Genomic DNA, 17,438 nt, shown 5'->3' on the forward strand with positions numbered 1-17,438 from the left:
GAAATAATAAGAAACTCATAAGATTGCTTCGTCGAATTACGTTGTAATTCTTCTCGCAATGATGAAGCAAAAAAACATAAACTTAAAATAAAAGTGCAGAAAAGTTTAATTAGACATCTTTTCAAATTCGCTTATAGAGAGGAATTTGAAGGAAACACGGAACGCAGCACCGCAGCGTACGAAAAAGTACGTGAGGATGTGAGTACCGGATTGACGTACAAATTACCTCTAGAAGTAGAATTTGGGAAGATGTCTATTACAAAATGGTTGTGTATAAGTTGTATAATGGTCATAGCGATGATTGTTATAGGGGGGATAACAAGACTTACTGGTTCTGGTTTATCTATAGTTGAGTGGCGTCCGGTAACCGGTATTTTGCCGCCTTTTAGTTTTGAAAGCTGGCAAGCGGAATTTGCTAAATATAAAGCTTTCCCTGAATATAACTCTGTTAATTACGGAATGACTTTATCGCAGTTTAAGTTTATTTATCTGTTAGAGTTTATACATCGATTACTCGGTAGAATTACAGCTTTAATATATATTGTACCTTTAATATATTTTTATTTTAAAGATGTTATAAAAAATCGTGAAATGCTACCTTATATAATTGCTTTGTTGTTGTTTTGCGTACAAGGCTTTATGGGATGGTATATGGTTAAAAGCGGCTTGTTGAATAGCCCGTCTGTTAGTCATTTTCGACTTGCTTTTCATTTAATTATCGCCGTAATTATTTATCACATACTTTTTTATCAATTAATAAAAAATCGTTGTGATATTTTGTTAATACCGTCACAAACAGATTTAAAATTACCATTAATATTTTCCGGTATTGCTATTACTGTAATATATGTGCAAATTTTTTTAGGTGCTTTAGTTGCAGGGCTTGATGCAGGGCTGGTATATAATAGTTTTCCGCTAATGGGTGATAGTTTTGTTCCGATGGAGGTAAAAGATAATTTCTTTGATCTTAAAAATTGGTATGATCCGGTTTTTATACAATTCATACATCGTTTAGGCGGCTATAACGTATTTTTGGTTGTTGTGGTTTTGGTAATTTGCTTGTTAAAAATAGAACATCCAAAATTAAATAAGATAGCGTATTTTCTAATGATTACATTATTGATGCAGATATCTACCGGAATAATTACTCTTTTATACTCTGTACCTATAATAATTGCCTCTATACATCAGCTTTTTGCTATAATCCTTTTATCTATAATAATTTGGTGCTATTTTTTAATAAAAAGTAGTTAAAAATATTACCGTGGTCAGTCGGCGTTATTGTGCGGATCGTTTTATGTCATTCCCGCCTAGGCGGGAATCTAGTAAAACCTATAAAAAACTTTATAGGTTTATTTTTTAAATAAATAACTTCTATATCAATATTTGAAGTTATTTTTCTGGATCCCCGCCTACGCGGGGATGACATCGAGTAGGTTTTTCGATCCATGCAATAGTGCCAATGCCATGCAATAACACAATAAAAAGCTCTAAATGATCATCGATGTCAATACTCCTATTTCTTCTAGATTAGATAAATATTTAAAACGTCTATATCCGTTATTGACTCAAGGAGTAATAGAGAAAGCATTACGTCAAAAACAAATTACCGTTAATTCTCAGAAAGTAGAAGCGAGTTTAAGAGTAAAGGGCGGCGATAAAATTTTTATTAACGATAAGTTTAATTTACCTGTTAAGCAACCCGAAAAATTAGTTTTTACCGATGCTGAAATTAAGCTAGCGAAGAAAATTACTACCGATTATCTGATATATGAAGATGATAATTTAATAGCTATAAATAAACCTGCAGGTCTTGCTACTCAAGGTGGCAGTAAAATAAATTTATCTATTGACTCTGCATTAAAATATTTGAATTATAAAGGTGCTGATTTTAAGCTAGTACATAGGTTAGATAAAGAAACAAGCGGTTTACTCTTAATAGCCAAAAATTATTTAAGTAGTGTAAAACTTCATGATGCTTTTAAAGAAAAATTGGTTGTAAAAACATATTTTGCTGTAACCTATGGAAAGCCAATTAAAAATGTAGGTGAAGTTAGAAGTAATATAGAAAAGAGTAAAGGAAGTACACCTAAAATTACTGATATTGATAGTGAAAATGGTAAACTTGCCATTACTTATTATAAATTACTTAAATCGCTTGATAATAACTTATTTTTAATTGAATTTACGCCGGTTACAGGTAGAATGCATCAATTAAGGTTGCATTCTAAATTATTAGGTTGCCCGATACTTGGAGATGATAAATATGGTAATAAAGAAATAATGCCGTATAGTAAATATATGTTCTTGCATGCTAATAATATATGTTTATCTGAAAAAATTTTTGGTAAAGAGATTAAGTTAGAAGCAAAATTACCGTTTTATTTTACTAGACGTCTTACATAACTTGCTTCTAAAGGTAGTTTGTACGTCGATCCGGTACTCGAATCCTCACGTACTAAGTGTACGCTGCGGTTCTACGTTCCGTGTCTCCTTCAAATTCCTCTTTATTAGCTGCGTTATGTAGACGTCTACTGATAAGTTTGTGGAGTGTTGAAGTTATGATTCGTAGATATTTTTTATTGCTGCTTTTTTTAATTACTAATTGTGTTGATTGTTTTGCAGATATACAGCAAAGAATCAATGAAGCAGAAAAAGAATATATAAGTAATAGATTTTTAAATGCCGTTTTTATGTTTGCCGATGATTATAAAACTTTATTAACCGGTGCTAAAGGAATCTTTGCTTTAAACGGTGAGCAATTAAAAGCAAATGAAATGATGCCTATTGCTTTTGCTACAAAGCCTTTTACAGCTGCAGGAATTTTAAAATTACAAGAGCAGGAATTATTAAATATTAACGATAAAATCTATAAATATCTTGATCCGGAAATGTGGGGAGGAAAAGTGCCGGATTGGGCATATAAAATATCTATCCATAATTTATTAACGCATAGTAGCGGTATTGCTGAATATTTTAGTTTTGTTAAACTTGATTTAAATATGCCTAAGAAAGAGATTCATAAGAAAATATTACAATTTGTTTCTTCTAAGCCTTTAGAAATATCTATAGGGAAAAAATTTAAATATAGTAATACTAATTTTGTTATACTCGGTATGATTATCGAAAAGGTGGCTAAAAAAGATTTAGCTAACTTTTTTTATGAGGAATTTTTTAAACCTCTTAATATGAAATCTACTAGTTTTGCTTCATATAGTGAAGCCGCTAGAATTCAAAAAAATGTTATTAGTTCTAATTATCCGGTAAGATATTTTTTAACGCCTAATAATAGTAATAAACCTATATTTACTCCTGTAACTGCTGATTTTTTAGCAGTTCCTTGTGCTGACGGCGGTATAATATCAACACCGGTTGATCTTATTAAATGGTATAGGGCATTGAATGAGGGGAAAATTCTTTCTAAGAAGTCGTATAAACTTATGACTACTAAGTATTTTTTAGCAAAAGATATAGAAGGGCGTAAGTCTTATATGGGTTACGGTATTTTCCTTACTGATCTTGATTCTAAGCATTTAATGATTCATTATACGGGAAAAGCCCTTGGAATACAAAGTGAAGCAGGATATGTTTTGCCTGATAATCTTTATTTTGCTATGTTAAGTAATACTATGATTAAAATTCCTGAAGAAGAAAAAGATAAAATTGACATGAAAAATCCTTTAAATCAACTTGGAATAATTTATTTCAGAGATGCAATAATAGGAGCAGCTATAAAAAATTAAATAGACTTCTTGTATAACCTATCTTATAAAGAGGAATTTGAAGGAAACACGGAACGCAGCACCGCAGCGTACACTTGTGAGGATGCGAGTACCGGATTGACATACAAATTACCTTTAGAAGGAGGTTATACAAGAAGTCTAATGAAGATAGTTACTTGGAATATCAATTCATTGCGTCTACGGATCGATTTATTAAGAAAATTAGCACATGAACATCAGCCGGATATTATTTTACTTCAAGAAACAAAGGTAGCTGATTCATTATTTCCTCTTGAAGTTATTAAAAATATAGGCTATGAACATGTAATATATGCAGGGCAGAAATCATATAACGGTGTTGCTATTATTTCAAAATTTCCTTTGAATAATGCTTTTTCATTGGAGTTATATAATAGTGATAAAAGGCATATAGCCGCTATAGTTAATGATATAGAAATACATAATTTTTATGTTCCTGCCGGTGGTGATATACCTGATATCGAGGTAAATGCAAAATTTAAGCATAAGCTCGAATATGTAAGGTTAATGCAGGAATGGTTAACTACTAACCGTACTAAAAACGATAAAATTATTATTGTCGGGGACTTGAACATTGCTCCGCATGAACATGATGTATGGTCTAGTAAGCAGCTGCGAAATGTTATCAGCCATACCGATATTGAACGCTCGTTATTGGTAGAGCTACAAAACTCGTTAGGTTTTATCGATAGTAGTAGGCATTTTGTTCCGTTTGACGAAAAGTTTTATACTTGGTGGAGCTATAGAAATATAGATTGGAAAAAATCTAACAGAGGTAGAAGGCTTGATCATATTTGGGTTAGCGATAATTTAAAAGATGCATTATTTTCTATGCATTTACTACCAGAAACACGTGATTGGCCGCCACCTTCGGATCATGTACCGTATTTTGTGAATTTTAATTTTGATGATTTTTAGTTTTATGTCATTCCCGCGAAAGCGGGAATCCAGAAAAAAATTTAAAAAGCCTGGATCCCGTGGTCAAGCCACGGGATGACAATAGTCTTAAGGAGTAATTAGTGGATATTAAGTTAGGAAAATATAAGCCGACAAAAGAAGAATATATAAAAAGCGTTAAAGATATGCTCCTACTGCGTCGTTTTGAAGAAAAATGCGGGCAGCTATACGGTATGGGAGAAATAGGCGGTTTTTGTCATTTATATATCGGGCAGGAAGCAGTAATTTCTGCGGTAGATATGGTTAAACAAAAAGGAGATAGTACAATTACTAGCTATCGTGACCATGCTCATATTATTTTAGCGGGAACAGAGCCTAAATACGTTCTTGCCGAGCTTATGGGACGAGCTACAGGCTGCTCGAAAGGTAAGGGCGGTTCGATGCATTTATTTGACGTACCGAACAAATTTTACGGTGGACACGGTATAGTCGGAGCCCAAGTACCTATAGGTACAGGGCTTGCTTTTGCCGAGAAATATAATGGTACGAATAATATTTGCTTTACTTTTTTAGGTGATGGTGCGGTTAATCAAGGTCAAGTATATGAAGCCTTTAATATGGCTGCTTTATGGGGTTTACCTGTAGTTTATATTATTGAAAATAACGAATATTCGATGGGGACGTCTGTAGCACGTTCTACCTTTATGCGTGATTTATATAAGAAAGGGGAATCGTTTGGGATTAAAGGATTTCAGCTAGACGGTATGGATTTTGAAGAAATGTATGACGGCTCTAAGCAAGCAGCCGAGTATGTTAGAGAAAATAGCTTTCCGCTGATATTAGAGGTGAAAACTTATCGTTATCGTGGGCATTCGATGTCCGATCCGGCAAAATATCGCAGTAAAGAAGAAGTTGAGCAATATAAGGAGCGTGATCCGTTGGTAATAATAAGAAAAACGATACTCGACAATAAATATGCAACCGAAGCAGATTTAAAAGAAATAGAACAGTCGGTAAAAGAAATTGTGAAAGAAGCAGTAGAATTCTCAGAAAATTCACCTCTACCTGATGAGAGGGGGTTGTATACGAATATTTGTCATACCGTGGCTTGACCATGGGGTCCGGTAAAAATATTAGTATTTTTTATTGTTTTTCTGGATTCCCGCTTTCGCGGGAATGACATAAGTACTATAGGAATGACATAGAACATTTAATCAAATAAAAAGAAAAATGCAAATAACGGTACGTGAAGCATTGCGTGATGCGATGCAAGAAGAGATGATAAGAGACGACAAGGTTTTTGTCATAGGCGAGGAAGTTGCAGAATATCAAGGAGCTTATAAGGTAACGCAAGGATTATTAGAGCAGTTTGGTCCTAAGAGAGTAATTGACACGCCAATAACGGAGTATGGTTTTGCAGGGCTTGCAGTCGGGGCAGCTTTTGCAGGACTTCGCCCAATCGTGGAGTTTATGACCTTTAACTTTGCTATGCAAGCATTCGATCATATAGTTAATTCTGCTGCAAAAACGCATTACATGTCAGGCGGGCAGGTAAAATGTCCGATAGTGTTTAGAGGACCAAACGGAGCAGCAAGTAGAGTAGCAGCTCAGCATAGCCAAAATTATACAGCTTGTTATTCTCATATTCCAGGGTTAAAAGTAGTAGTTCCTTATAGTGCCGAAGATCATAAAGGGCTTATGCTCACGGCTATTAGAGACGATAATCCGGTTATTTTTTTGGAAAATGAGGTTTTATACGGTCATAGTTTTGACGTACCGGAAACAATCGAGCCTATACCCTTTGGTCAGGCAAAAATTTTAAAAGAAGGTAGTAGCGTCACTATAGTAACTTTCTCAATTCAAGTAAAACTTGCCCTAGATGCTGCAAATATTTTGCAGAATGATAATATTGATTGCGAGGTTATTGATTTACGTACTATTAAGCCTCTTGATACTGAGACGATAATAGAATCAGTGAAAAAAACTAATCGTTTAGTTATAGTCGAAGAAGGGTGGTTTTTTGCCGGTGTCGGTGCAAGTATAGCCTCTATTGTTATGAAAGAAGCATTTGATTATTTAGATGCTCCGATAGAGATTGTCAGCGGCAAAGATGTTCCTCTTCCTTATGCCGTTAATTTAGAAAAATTAGCTTTGCCGAGCGAGATCGATGTAATAGAAGCCGTTAAAAAGGTTTGTTATTATAGTGTTTGATTCCATATTATAAAAGAAAAATAGCAAATTTAAATATTATAAACAATATCTAAACATTGTTAGTTGACTAGTGGCTTTATCAAAAGTAATAGTGTAATTACAGCCGCTAAATATATTTAACTTTCCTATTAAAATATCAGAAAAATCCACCTTATGAGTTTCATACTCTAAAATAGATAGCCATAAGATTTGTTGGTTCTCAAAACTAAATTCAACTGTGCTAAATATTTCTTTTAATACCATAATTATTTGTTCTTTTGAATATTTATACCCTTTTTCTAATACCCAAACTAATTCACATATAACTATATTATTTATGAATATTGAATTTTCTTGACCGAAGTATTTTTTAATTAATTTTGTAGCTTTAACACTTTGTACAAGATCGTCTTCTGTTAAGTAACGAACCAAAATATTTGTATCAATTCCTATCATATGAACCTTTAATAATTTGGTTCATTTCTTCTATTGTAAGAGTATGTTTCGGTTTAGGTAAAATATTCTTCAAGTTTTTAAGAGATTTATTTATAGGTATTACCACAAAAGAATTATCTTGTATTATTACTTCTAGCTTACTGCCGGTAGATAAATTTAATTTTTCCCTGATATAAATAGGAATTGTTATCTGTCCTCTGTTAGTTATAGCTACATAATTTGTTTTCATAACAACCTTTAGATATTTTTAGTATATTTTAATAATAACAGAAAAAATTTAAAAATGCAGCATTAAAATTCTTTACTTTGCAGCTCTTTTACGGTCGTTAGGGTCAAGCATAGCTTTACGCAGACGAATAGATTTCGGTGTTACTTCAACTCGCTCGTCATCCTGTATATAGCTGATTGCCTGCTCTAACGTTAAAAGCATCAGCGGAGTTAGTCTTATGGCTTCGTCTTTACCTGCTGCTCTAACATTGCTTAATTGCTTCGCTTTTAGTGGGTTTACCTCTAAATCATTATCACGATTATGTTCGCCGATAATCATACCTCTATATACTTTATCGCTAGGGTTTATAAACATTTTCCCCCTTTCTTCTAGATTCCATAGAGCATATGCGACAGCTGCCCCGTCACCGTTAGAGATAAGCACGCCGTTACGTCTTCCCTCGATATTTCCTTTATAATCAGCGTATCCGTGAAAAATACGGTTCATAATTCCTGTACCACGTGTTTCGGTTAGAAATTGGCTGTGATAGCCGATTAATCCTCTAGACGGTCCAATAAACGTAACACGGCTTTTACCTACGCCTGACGGCCTCATATCAGTCATTTCGGCTTTTCTAAGTGCTAAAGATTTTACGACTACTCCAACATAATCGTCATCAACGTTAACTTGAATTTCTTCCATTGGCTCTTGCTTATTACCTTTCTCATCGGTTTGGAATAATACTTCCGGTCTACTGATAGATAACTCAAATCCTTCACGACGCATAGTTTCGATTAAGATACCAAGCTGTAATTCTCCTCGTCCTGCAACTTGGAAAGCATTTTTTTCAGCTGCTTCGGTAACTTTTAATGCAACGTTACTCTCAAGCTCACGCATTAACCTAGCTCCAATCAAGCTCGATGTTACTTTTGTCCCTTCGCTTCCTGCAAGCGGTGAGTCATTAACGCTAAAAGTCATGGATAAAGTCGGCGGATCGATAGGTAGAGACGGTACGGCCTCAGTTACTTCAGGTGAACATATAGTATCGGTAACGTTGGCATTTTCAACGCCTGCTACAGCAATAATATCACCGGCTGTAGCCTCGTCTATAGCTATTCTTTCTAAGCCTCTAAATGCTAATATTTTAGTGATACGTCCGGTTTCAAGTACTTTATTCTCACGATTTAATACTTTTACGTTTTGGTTGATTTTAACAGTGCCGCTTTGTACACGTCCCGTTAAAACCCTACCGAAGAAAGAATTATATTCTCTAGTAGTAACAAGCATAGAAAATGGGGCTTTATCATCGGCTGCGGGCGTAGGTACATGTGTTACTATAAGGTCGAAAAGCGGTGCTAAATCATCTGCTAAATTGTCTAAAGGATTAATTTTATCATCAAAGTTTAAAGATGCTCTCCCTGCTCTACCTGATGCATAAACTATAGGGAAGTCAAGCTGATCGTTATTGGCCTCTAACGCTAAAAATAGCTCGAATACTTCGTCGATAACTTCTTTAATTCTTTGGTCATCCCTATCTATTTTATTAATAACGACAATAGGTTTTAAGCCGAGATTTAACGCTTTAGAAAGCACAAATTTTGTTTGCGGCATCGGTCCTTCAGAAGCGTCGACAAGTAACACAACACCGTCAACCATGCTTAATATGCGTTCTACTTCACCGCCAAAATCAGCATGTCCCGGCGTATCGACGATATTAATACGGATATCGTTCCACATAAGAGCAGTGCATTTGGCTAGTATGGTAATACCGCGTTCACGCTCAAGATCGTTAGAGTCCATAGCACGCTCGGCTACTGCTTGGTTAGCTCTAAGTGTTCCGCTTTGTTTAAGCATGTTATCAACAAGCGTAGTTTTTCCATGATCAACGTGGGCAATAATTGCTATATTACGAATAGATGTCATCTTTAAAAATTCTCACAAGTTTACAATAGTCTTCCGTATTATACACTAAAATACCAAAAATTGGAATAAAGTTCTTGAAAAAGAAATTGATTTAACCGCAGAATAAAAATTACTAAGAATTTTTAAACTTAAAAATAAGAGAAATTAATGAACGATAATACAGCTTTATTTATATTTGATTTTGACAATACTTTAGTTGGACATTCGCATAATTATATCGGGGAGAGGTTAGGAGGTTTAATAGTACGTAATATACAAAATCGCTTTTTTAGATCAGATAATGAACGTGCTAAGGAAATAGCTAGGCTTGAGCAAAAATTTTCTATAGAGCTGATGGAGAGGTTCCTAGATAATGAAAATTTAGGTTGGAAAAATGAAGAGCAAATAGCACGCCTTTTTAAGAATATTATATATATCCGGTCATAAAATAGCTATAGCATCATTTAATGGTTATCCTCATGCTGTAAAATATGCATTAGAAAGGTTACTAGAAAAGGAAGATGTAGCAAAAATTTATATAAAATCAGCTTTACCTTCTAATAATTTTGAAGAAATACAAAATTGTACTAAAAAAGAATATATAAGAGAAATAATGAATAATACCGAAATAACTAATAAAAAAAACATATTTTTCATGGATGATGATATTAAACATGTCAATGCTGCAAAAGACTATGGTATTGCAGCAGTTTTGGTTAAGAACAAGGGAACTGAGCATATTCATAAAGCTTTTAATTTTTTATATGAATTTAATGAACAGCATGAAATTTATGTTGAACTAGAAGAACCTGCTACTGAACCGCTGAGTGATGAAGAGAATACCTGTTTAAGTCCTGGAGCAATAACAGCTATTCCGTTTGATCCAATTTCAAGGGAGGATTATTTGGATAGTGAATATACACCATGGGGAGGCGGGAATGTGCCAATGTTAGGTAAAGGTTAAGTTTTTAATTATAGACAAATCACCTGATGTTATTTATTCTTAGATTAATAGGGGTGTTGCTCCAATGTCATTCCCGCGTAGGCGGGAATGACATCCTTAAATATAACACTTAAGTCTAGATTATAGGATCAAGGATGATATACCGAGTATTATGTTTATGCATATTCATAATAAATTTCTCAATGATCACGGAGGCACAAAACGTGCCGATTAAAGAAGATAATTTTAAAGTTAGAGTAGCTGTTGCTGATGTACAATCTATATTGGAAGGTTCGATAGCTATAAAAGATTTGCGTAATAAAATCGAAAAGCTTAATCATAAAATTCAAGAGGATATTGCTGCAAAAGAAGCAAAATTTAAACCGCTGGAAGAGAAGCTGCTAAATGAGCGTTCTAATTTAAGTGAAACCGAATTTGAGCATAAAGTAAACGAATTTAATGCAAAAGTTAGCCACGTTAGAAAAGAAATTCAGATTAAGAAAACAAAGCTTGAACAAGCCCACGCTGAGGCTATGAGTAGAATACATGAAACAACTATTACAATAATTAGTGAACTTGCTGAGAAATATAACCTTAATTTGGTAATTCCAAGTGCTCAAGTCTTATATGCCAAAAATAATTTGAATATAACTTCCGAAGTGACTTTTATGTTGAATGAAAGGTTAAAAGAGGTAACTATAAACTATTAATGGCGTTGTTGTATGGTTTAGTTTTAACGTCATTGCGAGGAAAATTACGAAGTAATTGACGAAGCAATTTCAGGATATTTGACGAGATTGCCACGCAGCCTACGGCTGCTCGCAATGACGTGGTGGTATCCACACGAGCAGTGCTATTATTTAACGAGAATATTTAATATGGCAGAATTTACACCGATTACAATTGCATACGGGGACGGTATAGGGCCTGAAATAATGGAGGCAGTGCTTTATATATTACGTAAAGCCGAAGCTCGTATTCGTTTAGAAACCATTGAAGTAGGTGAAAAGCTTTACAAGAAGCATTATACTTCAGGCATAAGTGAGGAAAGTTGGGAATCAATACAACGTACCGGTATTATACTTAAGGCTCCGATTACTACTCAGCAAGGTGGAGGATATAAAAGTTTAAACGTCACGATTCGTAAAACATTACAGCTTTTTGCTAATATTCGTCCTTCTGTTTCGTTTCATCCTTTTACTAAAACACTGCATCCAAATCTAAACCTAACTATTATACGTGAAAATGAAGAAGATTTATACGCAGGTATAGAATACCGTCAAACGCATAATATGTATGAGTCGGTTAAGTTAATTAGCCGTACCGGTTGTGAAAAAATTATTAGATATGCTTTTGAATATGCGGTAAAAAATAACCGTAAAAAAGTCACGTGTTTAAGCAAAGATAATATTATGAAATTTTCCGATGGGGTTTTTCATAAAGTATTTAATGAGATTGCAAAAGAATATCCGCAAATTAATAATGAGCATTATATTATCGATATCGGTACGGCAAGGCTTGCTACCAAACCGGAAATATTTGACGTTATCGTGACTTCTAATTTATACGGCGATATTATCTCTGATGTAGCAGCTGAAATTTCAGGCTCGGTAGGGCTTGCAGGTTCTGCAAATATCGGGCAGCATTATGCTATGTTTGAAGCGGTACATGGAAGTGCTCCCGATATTGCAGGCAAAGATATTGCTAATCCGTCAGGGCTTTTAAATGCTGCTATGATGATGCTAGTACATATAGGGCAGGGTGATATCGCTACATTAATCGAAAATGCTTGGAAAAGAACTATAGAGGATGGAATTCACACGACGGATATATATAACGAGCAGAGTTCTAGTAAAAAAGTCGGTACCAAAGAATTTGCCGAAGAAGTAACAAAAAGATTAGGACAGATACCGACAAAACTACCTAAAGCAGATTATCCATTAATTGCAGAGAAACAAGAAAATAATATAGAGTGTAAGATTGATACCAAAGAAGTTAAGAAATTGGTTGGTACGGATATTTTTGTGAATATAAATGTATCTTCCGCTCACGATATAGCAGATAAAGTTAATAAGCTTGATCTTGGTAATTTTGAGCTAAAAACTATATCTTCCAAAGGGCTAAAATTATGGCCTCGTGATGCAAGATTTGAAACTGTTTCCGATCATTGGTGTTGTCGTTTTATGAATAAAGACGGTATGGAAATAAAGCATTTAGATATAACAAGATTGCTTGAAGCTTTAAGCAAAGCAAATATCGACTTTATCAAAGTAGAGAATTTATTTGAGTTTGATGGTGTGGCAGGTTATAGCTTGGCTCAGGGTGAGTGAACGAATTATTGTCACCCCGTGGCTTGACCACGGGGTCCAGAAAAAAATTAAAAAAGACTGGATACCGTGGTCAAGCCACGGTATGACACCGAGCACGTTTTTCGATCCACGCAACAATGCCTCGCGGGAATGACATAGAAGTGCATAATGAAATAACAAAGAAATAAAAACAATGACATTATACTATATCGGAATATTATTAGTAATTATTGGATTATTTGCTATATTTTCAGGGATAATCGGGTTTTTTAGATTTCCTGATTTTTATACTAAATTACATGCTGCAAGTGTTATTGAGAGTTTTGGAGTGCCTATTTGCTTAATAGGTTTTGCGTGCATTGAAGCAAATATTGTTAACTCTATTAAATTAATTTTAGCGGCTTTATTGATTTTTCTACTAAATCCGGTAGCAACTCATGCACTTGGTAAAGCATCTTTATTTATGAAAATTAGAGCTTATAGTACCGTCATTGCAAGGAAAATTACGAAATAATTGACGAAGCAATCTCAGGATGCTTGATAAGATTGCCACGTCAAAACTACGTTTCTCCTCGCAATGACGTTAAATTTTAACAACCATATGACAGTAAATACAGCTTTAAATTTTGATCTCGGCAATTACCTACTTAACTTAATTGCTTTTTTATTAATTTTAATATCCATAAAAATAATTTTTGCTAAAGATTTACTAAATGCAGTTATTGCTTCCTCTGTATTTAGCTTATTAATCGGTGTATCTTATCTTATTATGGATGCTCCTGATGTCGCAATGACCGAAGCAGCACTTGGAGCTTGCTTATCAACATGCGTATATTTGAATTTGTTGCGTAAATTACCTTCGGATTTAAAGAATATTGAGAGAACTAATATTATTCCAGCAAGTTTAATATGTTTATTGTTTGTAGTAATTCTTGCTTATATGGGGCTAGAATTACCGAATTACGGTGATGATAGTGCTCCTATTCATATGCATTCAAGTAAATATTATATCGAAAATACCTCTAGAGATATAGGTGTACCTTCTTTTGTTGCGGCTATTCTTGCAAGTTATCGTGGATATGATACTTTAGGTGAAACTAGTGTAATTTTAATTGCAGGAATTGCTGTATTATTGGTATTTTCAAAGGAGGGTGTCATACCGTGGCTTGACCACGGTATCTCAGGACACAGCAAGCGATACAAGATCCCGTGGTCAAGCCACGGTATGACAAATCCAATAATAAAATATATCACTAGTTTTATAATACCTTATATAATTTTATATAGTATATATATTCAGCTTAACGGTGAGTCTTCGCCGGGTGGTGGGTTTCAAGCAGGTGTTATATTTGCATCTAGCCTTATTGCTTATGATTTAGTTTACGGTAATCGAAAATTAAGTCGGTATTTTCCTCCTAATGTGCTAATTTGTATTGCTGTTTTAGGTGTAGCAATATATGCAATTGTAGGAACAATATCACTATTTTTTAATGATAATTATTTAAATTATTATTCACTAACAAATTTTATCAATGATAAGCTACTTGCTCAGCATATTGCTATAGTTATTGTTGAAATTGGTATAGGTTTGACTGTCGCAGCTATTATGTACTTAATTTACAACGTATTTAATAATTATGAATAACCTATTTGTATTAATTAAGCGTGAATTTATAGTGCAGAATCGCATTAATAATATAATTAAATATATAGTTATATTTTTTTTATTTTGCATAATTAGTACTGTTTTAATTAATAGTGAAAGGGATATTAACAAATTCGGTTTAATTTTTTCGGTAATTTGTTTATTAATTTCATTAATTGGTTTTTCTTCGGTTATATTTAAATCTGATTTGGAAGACGGAAGCTTAGAGTTATTATTATCAATTGTTAGTCATGAAAAAATTATATTGGCTAAATTTTTTGCTATATTTATCAGTAGTACGGTAGGGCTTGTTTTTGTTTTACCCATTATTTATGTTTTTTTTGATCAAACTTTGCTTGAGATAGTATTTTTCTTCATTAGTGTATGGATGATATTAGTTTTATCAAGTAGTTTAGTAGTTTTATCTGGTAGTGTGCAATGTTATTTTAAGAAGAATGCTAATTTTGTCGGTACGTTTATTATGCCGTTATTAATTCCGAGTATTATAATGATAGGTTTAATATTACAAGATAATAACTTACAATTAATTTTTATTATGATAGGAATTAATTTAGTATTTTTACCGATTTCATTCTTCTTGAGTTCCTATTTAATTAAAAATATTTATAATATTATGTGATTTTGCTTTATTTTTACTAATGTAGTGATATAAAATAAGATGAATGTTATTAATAAATTTTTTTAAAATATATGTGGCAGGCTTTACGAAGGTTAATTGCAGCAAATCCTATGGGATTTTTTCTGTGGTCTATTATCACTAAATGGTATTTAATTATAGCAGTTGCTTCCTTAATTACTTTATATTATACAGTATTGGGCTTAAAAAAAATTGGGTTTATAGATTATTTTACTGAAACTACAGTCGAGATATTAGATACAACTAAAGCAGTTGCTCAAAATTGTACTACAAAACTCGCTCCTGATTGGAATCATTTAGTTAGTTTTTGGAATTGCTTAAGTAATCCTGAAGAATATAAGCATGAAGAAGGGACAGGAGCAAAAGTGTTAGAAGATGAAATAAATAAGCTTATGCCAAAACAAGCAGATAGTGCTGCAGACGCTGAACGTCCTATAATAAATCCTTATGAAGAACTAGAAAATCCAAATAATCTTAATAATACCCCAAGCGGTAGTAATAATAATCGTTAATTTATGTCACTTTAATATTATATGTCGGATACTGAAGATAATAAAAACAAACAAACTACACGTCGTGATTTTATGGTTCTAACGGCTAGTAGTGTTGCAGCGGTTGGGGCAGCATGTACTCTTTGGCCTCTCATTGATTCTTTAAACCCTTCTGCAGACGTGCTAGCTTTATCATCAATTGAGGTTGATTTATCAAATATTGCGGTAGGTCAAACAGTTACGGTTAAATGGCAAGGTAAACCGGTTTTTATCACTAACCGTACTCCTGATAAAATAGCTGAAGCAAGAGCCGTAAAAATGTCGGAACTTATTGATCCTGAGACTGATGAAGCACGTGTGAAAGTAGGGCATGATAATTGGTTGGTGACTATCGGAATCTGCACGCATTTAGGTTGTGTGCCGCTTGCTAATCAAGGTGAATATGATGGATGGTTCTGTCCGTGCCATGGCTCGCAATATGATTCTTCAGGTAGAGTTAGAAGAGGTCCTGCTCCTTTAAATTTAGCAGTACCGCCTTATACCTTTATTAGCGACAAAAAAATTAGAATTGGGTAGTTATTTATGAATGAAGATATTACCCCTAAAAAGCCCTCAATGTCATACTGTGGCTTGACCACGGTATCCAAAAAAACAACTGAAAAACCGATTAATGGTGTGAGTACCGGATTGACGCACAAATTACCTCTAGAAGTAGGATTTGGGAAGAACTCTATTATTGAGTGGATAGATTATCGTCTACCGATTTTCTCTTTCCTAAAGTATTTTAGCCATTATCAGGCTCCAAAAAATCTTAGCTATTTGTGGAATTTAGGCTCTATTGCCGGTATTGCGTTGGTAATTCAGATAATTACCGGCGTGGTGCTTGCTATGCATTATACACCGCATGTTGATCATGCTTTTGATAGTGTTGAGCGAATCATGCGTAACGTGAATTACGGTTGGTTACTGCGTTATACTCATGCGGTAGGTGCATCGATGTTTTTTGCTGCCGTTTATTTGCACATAGCACGGGGACTGTATTACGGTTCTTATAAAGCACCGAGAGAACTGCTTTGGCATATCGGTATTATCATTTTTCTAACCATGATGGCTACTGCGTTTATGGGTTACGTGCTTCCTTGGGGGCAGATGAGCTACTGGGGTGCTACGGTAATTACTAATTTATTTTCGGCTATTCCGCTAGTAGGGGAATCTATAGTTACGTGGTTATGGGGCGGTTTTTCCGTTGATAATCCGACATTAAATAGGTTCTTCTCGCTGCATTATTTATTGCCGTTTATTATTGTCGCTCTTGTGATGCTGCATTTAGTAGCCTTACATCAGCATGGTTCAAATAATCCGAAAGGTATCGACGTTAAAAACCCTAAAGATACTATTCCTTTCCACCCTTATTATACCGTAAAGGATTTTGTCGGTTTCGGAGTTTATTTCATAATATTTGCCTATTTTATTTTTTACGAACCTAATTATTTAGGACATCCCGATAATTACATTCCGGCAAATCCGTTAGTTACGCCTGCTCATATCGTACCTGAATGGTATTTTCTGCCGTTTTATGCGATCCTTAGAGCCGTACCTTCTAAGCTCGGTGGGGTGCTATTAATGTTCGGAAGTATATTCGTGTTGTTCTTACTACCTTGGCTTGATACTTCAAAAGTTAGAAGTAGCAATTATAGACCGATATACCGAATTGCTTTTTGGATATTTATGGCAGATTGTTTATTGCTTGGTTATTTAGGCGGACAACCGGCGGAAGAGCCGTATATTACCATTAGCCGCTTTGCTGCTTGTTACTACTTCTTCCATTTCTTAGTAGCTCTGCCGCTGATCGGTAAATATGAAAAACCGCTGCCGCTACCGGAGGAGTTGTAAGAGTTAAGTCATTGCGAAGAGATATGTCATTGCGAGGAAATTGCATAGCAATTGACGAAGTAATCTCAGGAGTTTGTTATTATTT

Annotated in this window: 21 protein-coding genes and 1 pseudogene; 17 read left to right on the top strand and 5 right to left on the bottom strand. The window is 34.2% G+C overall.

Annotated features, from left to right (window positions below):
* Positions 1 to 249 precede the first annotated feature (249 nt).
* On the top strand, positions 250 to 1,254 hold the full coding sequence (locus MB29_RS06075) for a COX15/CtaA family protein (RefSeq protein WP_032139498.1): 1,005 nt from the start codon (positions 250 to 252) through the stop codon (positions 1,252 to 1,254).
* Positions 1,255 to 1,300: 46 nt separating this feature from the next.
* Here MB29_RS06075 and MB29_RS11795 read toward each other — a convergent pair whose 3' ends face one another.
* Complete coding sequence (locus MB29_RS11795) at positions 1,301 to 1,450, bottom strand: hypothetical protein (RefSeq protein WP_215426262.1); 150 nt, start codon at positions 1,448 to 1,450, stop codon at positions 1,301 to 1,303.
* A gap of 44 nt (positions 1,451 to 1,494) precedes the next feature.
* Here MB29_RS11795 and MB29_RS06080 point away from each other — a divergent pair, with 44 nt between their 5' ends.
* Positions 1,495 to 2,406, top strand: a complete 912-nt coding sequence (locus tag MB29_RS06080) for an RluA family pseudouridine synthase (protein WP_032139465.1) — start codon at positions 1,495 to 1,497, stop codon at positions 2,404 to 2,406.
* Here the strand turns inward: MB29_RS06080 and MB29_RS10570 are convergent.
* Positions 2,397 to 2,566 (bottom strand): annotated as a pseudogene (locus MB29_RS10570) (palindromic element RPE1 domain-containing protein); the annotation flags it as partial. The gene MB29_RS06080 and the pseudogene MB29_RS10570 sit on opposite strands and share 10 nt — an antisense overlap.
* Here MB29_RS10570 and MB29_RS06085 point away from each other — a divergent pair.
* The 4 genes from MB29_RS06085 (at position 2,562) to MB29_RS06100 (ending at position 6,869) form a co-directional block, all read left to right on the top strand.
* The gene (locus MB29_RS06085) at positions 2,562 to 3,743 is read left to right on the top strand and encodes a serine hydrolase domain-containing protein (protein WP_032139466.1); all 1,182 of its coding nucleotides are present in this window, start codon (positions 2,562 to 2,564) and stop codon (positions 3,741 to 3,743) included. The pseudogene MB29_RS10570 and the gene MB29_RS06085 overlap by 5 nt on opposite strands.
* Before the next feature lie 141 nt (positions 3,744 to 3,884).
* Positions 3,885 to 4,679 carry an exodeoxyribonuclease III gene (xth, locus tag MB29_RS06090; RefSeq protein ID WP_032139499.1) on the top strand — a complete coding sequence of 265 codons (795 nt, stop codon included), beginning with the start codon at positions 3,885 to 3,887 and terminating at the stop codon, positions 4,677 to 4,679.
* Positions 4,680 to 4,780: 101 nt separating this feature from the next.
* Complete coding sequence (pdhA, locus tag MB29_RS06095) at positions 4,781 to 5,770, top strand: pyruvate dehydrogenase (acetyl-transferring) E1 component subunit alpha (RefSeq protein WP_032139467.1); 990 nt, start codon at positions 4,781 to 4,783, stop codon at positions 5,768 to 5,770.
* Positions 5,771 to 5,888: 118 nt separating this feature from the next.
* The gene (locus tag MB29_RS06100) at positions 5,889 to 6,869 is read left to right on the top strand and encodes a pyruvate dehydrogenase complex E1 component subunit beta (RefSeq protein ID WP_032139468.1); all 981 of its coding nucleotides are present in this window, start codon (positions 5,889 to 5,891) and stop codon (positions 6,867 to 6,869) included.
* 36 nt (positions 6,870 to 6,905) lie between these two features.
* Here MB29_RS06100 and MB29_RS06105 read toward each other — a convergent pair whose 3' ends face one another.
* From MB29_RS06105 to typA, 3 genes are all read right to left on the bottom strand, one after another.
* A complete protein-coding gene (locus MB29_RS06105; RefSeq protein ID WP_032139469.1) occupies positions 6,906 to 7,304 on the bottom strand; it encodes a PIN domain-containing protein in 399 nt (132 codons plus the stop codon).
* Positions 7,291 to 7,533 (bottom strand): AbrB/MazE/SpoVT family DNA-binding domain-containing protein, encoded by a 243-nt coding sequence (locus MB29_RS06110; protein WP_032139470.1) that lies wholly within the window; start codon positions 7,531 to 7,533, stop codon positions 7,291 to 7,293. Before MB29_RS06110 ends, MB29_RS06105 begins: the two co-directional genes overlap by 14 nt.
* Before the next feature lie 72 nt (positions 7,534 to 7,605).
* Positions 7,606 to 9,435: a translational GTPase TypA gene (gene typA, locus MB29_RS06115; protein WP_032139471.1), complete on the bottom strand. Its 1,830-nt coding sequence runs from the start codon at positions 9,433 to 9,435 to the stop codon at positions 7,606 to 7,608.
* Positions 9,436 to 9,582: 147 nt separating this feature from the next.
* Between typA and MB29_RS06120 the strand changes: the two genes are divergently transcribed.
* From MB29_RS06120 to MB29_RS06160, 11 genes are all read left to right on the top strand, one after another.
* Complete coding sequence (locus tag MB29_RS06120) at positions 9,583 to 9,861, top strand: hypothetical protein (RefSeq protein ID WP_051965326.1); 279 nt, start codon at positions 9,583 to 9,585, stop codon at positions 9,859 to 9,861.
* A 166-nt stretch (positions 9,862 to 10,027) separates the two neighbouring features.
* Complete coding sequence (locus MB29_RS12995; RefSeq protein WP_233418978.1) at positions 10,028 to 10,378, top strand: hypothetical protein; 351 nt, start codon at positions 10,028 to 10,030, stop codon at positions 10,376 to 10,378.
* Positions 10,379 to 10,512: 134 nt separating this feature from the next.
* Positions 10,513 to 11,067, top strand: a complete 555-nt coding sequence (locus MB29_RS06125; RefSeq protein ID WP_032139472.1) for an OmpH family outer membrane protein — start codon at positions 10,513 to 10,515, stop codon at positions 11,065 to 11,067.
* A 168-nt stretch (positions 11,068 to 11,235) separates the two neighbouring features.
* Positions 11,236 to 12,687, top strand: coding sequence for an NADP-dependent isocitrate dehydrogenase (locus MB29_RS06130; RefSeq protein WP_032139473.1), 1,452 nt, complete (start codon positions 11,236 to 11,238; stop codon positions 12,685 to 12,687).
* Complete coding sequence (locus MB29_RS14500) at positions 12,680 to 12,820, top strand: PH domain-containing protein (RefSeq protein ID WP_410528033.1); 141 nt, start codon at positions 12,680 to 12,682, stop codon at positions 12,818 to 12,820. The genes MB29_RS06130 and MB29_RS14500 overlap by 8 nt, the downstream gene beginning before the upstream one ends.
* Before the next feature lie 39 nt (positions 12,821 to 12,859).
* Positions 12,860 to 13,180: a Na+/H+ antiporter subunit G gene (locus MB29_RS06135; RefSeq protein WP_032139474.1), complete on the top strand. Its 321-nt coding sequence runs from the start codon at positions 12,860 to 12,862 to the stop codon at positions 13,178 to 13,180.
* Between the two features lie 63 nt (positions 13,181 to 13,243).
* Entirely contained in the window at positions 13,244 to 14,311 is a 1,068-nt protein-coding gene (locus MB29_RS06140; RefSeq protein WP_032139475.1) for a DUF4040 domain-containing protein, read from the top strand.
* Positions 14,304 to 14,951: a heme exporter protein CcmB gene (locus MB29_RS06145; RefSeq protein ID WP_032139476.1), complete on the top strand. Its 648-nt coding sequence runs from the start codon at positions 14,304 to 14,306 to the stop codon at positions 14,949 to 14,951. Before MB29_RS06140 ends, MB29_RS06145 begins: the two co-directional genes overlap by 8 nt.
* 71 nt (positions 14,952 to 15,022) lie before the next feature.
* On the top strand, positions 15,023 to 15,481 hold the full coding sequence (locus MB29_RS06150; protein WP_032139477.1) for a DUF2670 domain-containing protein: 459 nt from the start codon (positions 15,023 to 15,025) through the stop codon (positions 15,479 to 15,481).
* A gap of 21 nt (positions 15,482 to 15,502) precedes the next feature.
* Entirely contained in the window at positions 15,503 to 16,036 is a 534-nt protein-coding gene (gene petA / locus MB29_RS06155) for a ubiquinol-cytochrome c reductase iron-sulfur subunit (RefSeq protein ID WP_023507693.1), read from the top strand.
* Positions 16,037 to 16,147: 111 nt separating this feature from the next.
* The gene (locus tag MB29_RS06160) at positions 16,148 to 17,353 is read left to right on the top strand and encodes a cytochrome b/b6 (RefSeq protein ID WP_032139501.1); all 1,206 of its coding nucleotides are present in this window, start codon (positions 16,148 to 16,150) and stop codon (positions 17,351 to 17,353) included.
* The last annotated feature ends 85 nt before the right edge of the window (positions 17,354 to 17,438 follow it).

The sequence above is a fragment of the Rickettsia tamurae genome (assembly GCF_000751075.1).
In the GTDB taxonomy this organism is placed as follows: Bacteria; Pseudomonadota; Alphaproteobacteria; order Rickettsiales; family Rickettsiaceae; genus Rickettsia; species Rickettsia tamurae.

What these genes read in the sequence shown, in the direction of transcription:
- MB29_RS06075 (WP_032139498.1), top strand. Translation starts at nt 250, where the DNA reads ATGTCTATTACAAAATGGTTGTGTATAAGTTGTATAATGGTCATAGCG.
- MB29_RS11795 (WP_215426262.1), bottom strand. Translation starts at nt 1,450, where the DNA reads ATGGATCGAAAAACCTACTCGATGTCATCCCCGCGTAGGCGGGGATCC.
- MB29_RS06080 (WP_032139465.1), top strand. Translation starts at nt 1,495, where the DNA reads ATGATCATCGATGTCAATACTCCTATTTCTTCTAGATTAGATAAATAT.
- MB29_RS06085 (WP_032139466.1), top strand. Translation starts at nt 2,562, where the DNA reads ATGATTCGTAGATATTTTTTATTGCTGCTTTTTTTAATTACTAATTGT.
- xth (WP_032139499.1), top strand. Translation starts at nt 3,885, where the DNA reads ATGAAGATAGTTACTTGGAATATCAATTCATTGCGTCTACGGATCGAT.
- MB29_RS06100 (WP_032139468.1), top strand. Translation starts at nt 5,889, where the DNA reads ATGCAAATAACGGTACGTGAAGCATTGCGTGATGCGATGCAAGAAGAG.
- MB29_RS06105 (WP_032139469.1), bottom strand. Translation starts at nt 7,304, where the DNA reads ATGATAGGAATTGATACAAATATTTTGGTTCGTTACTTAACAGAAGAC.
- MB29_RS06110 (WP_032139470.1), bottom strand. Translation starts at nt 7,533, where the DNA reads ATGAAAACAAATTATGTAGCTATAACTAACAGAGGACAGATAACAATT.
- typA (WP_032139471.1), bottom strand. Translation starts at nt 9,435, where the DNA reads ATGACATCTATTCGTAATATAGCAATTATTGCCCACGTTGATCATGGA.
- MB29_RS06120 (WP_051965326.1), top strand. Translation starts at nt 9,583, where the DNA reads ATGAACGATAATACAGCTTTATTTATATTTGATTTTGACAATACTTTA.
- MB29_RS12995 (WP_233418978.1), top strand. Translation starts at nt 10,028, where the DNA reads ATGAATAATACCGAAATAACTAATAAAAAAAACATATTTTTCATGGAT.
- MB29_RS06125 (WP_032139472.1), top strand. Translation starts at nt 10,513, where the DNA reads ATGATATACCGAGTATTATGTTTATGCATATTCATAATAAATTTCTCA.
- MB29_RS06130 (WP_032139473.1), top strand. Translation starts at nt 11,236, where the DNA reads ATGGCAGAATTTACACCGATTACAATTGCATACGGGGACGGTATAGGG.
- MB29_RS06135 (WP_032139474.1), top strand. Translation starts at nt 12,860, where the DNA reads ATGACATTATACTATATCGGAATATTATTAGTAATTATTGGATTATTT.
- MB29_RS06140 (WP_032139475.1), top strand. Translation starts at nt 13,244, where the DNA reads ATGACGTTAAATTTTAACAACCATATGACAGTAAATACAGCTTTAAAT.
- MB29_RS06145 (WP_032139476.1), top strand. Translation starts at nt 14,304, where the DNA reads ATGAATAACCTATTTGTATTAATTAAGCGTGAATTTATAGTGCAGAAT.
- MB29_RS06150 (WP_032139477.1), top strand. Translation starts at nt 15,023, where the DNA reads ATGTGGCAGGCTTTACGAAGGTTAATTGCAGCAAATCCTATGGGATTT.
- petA (WP_023507693.1), top strand. Translation starts at nt 15,503, where the DNA reads ATGTCGGATACTGAAGATAATAAAAACAAACAAACTACACGTCGTGAT.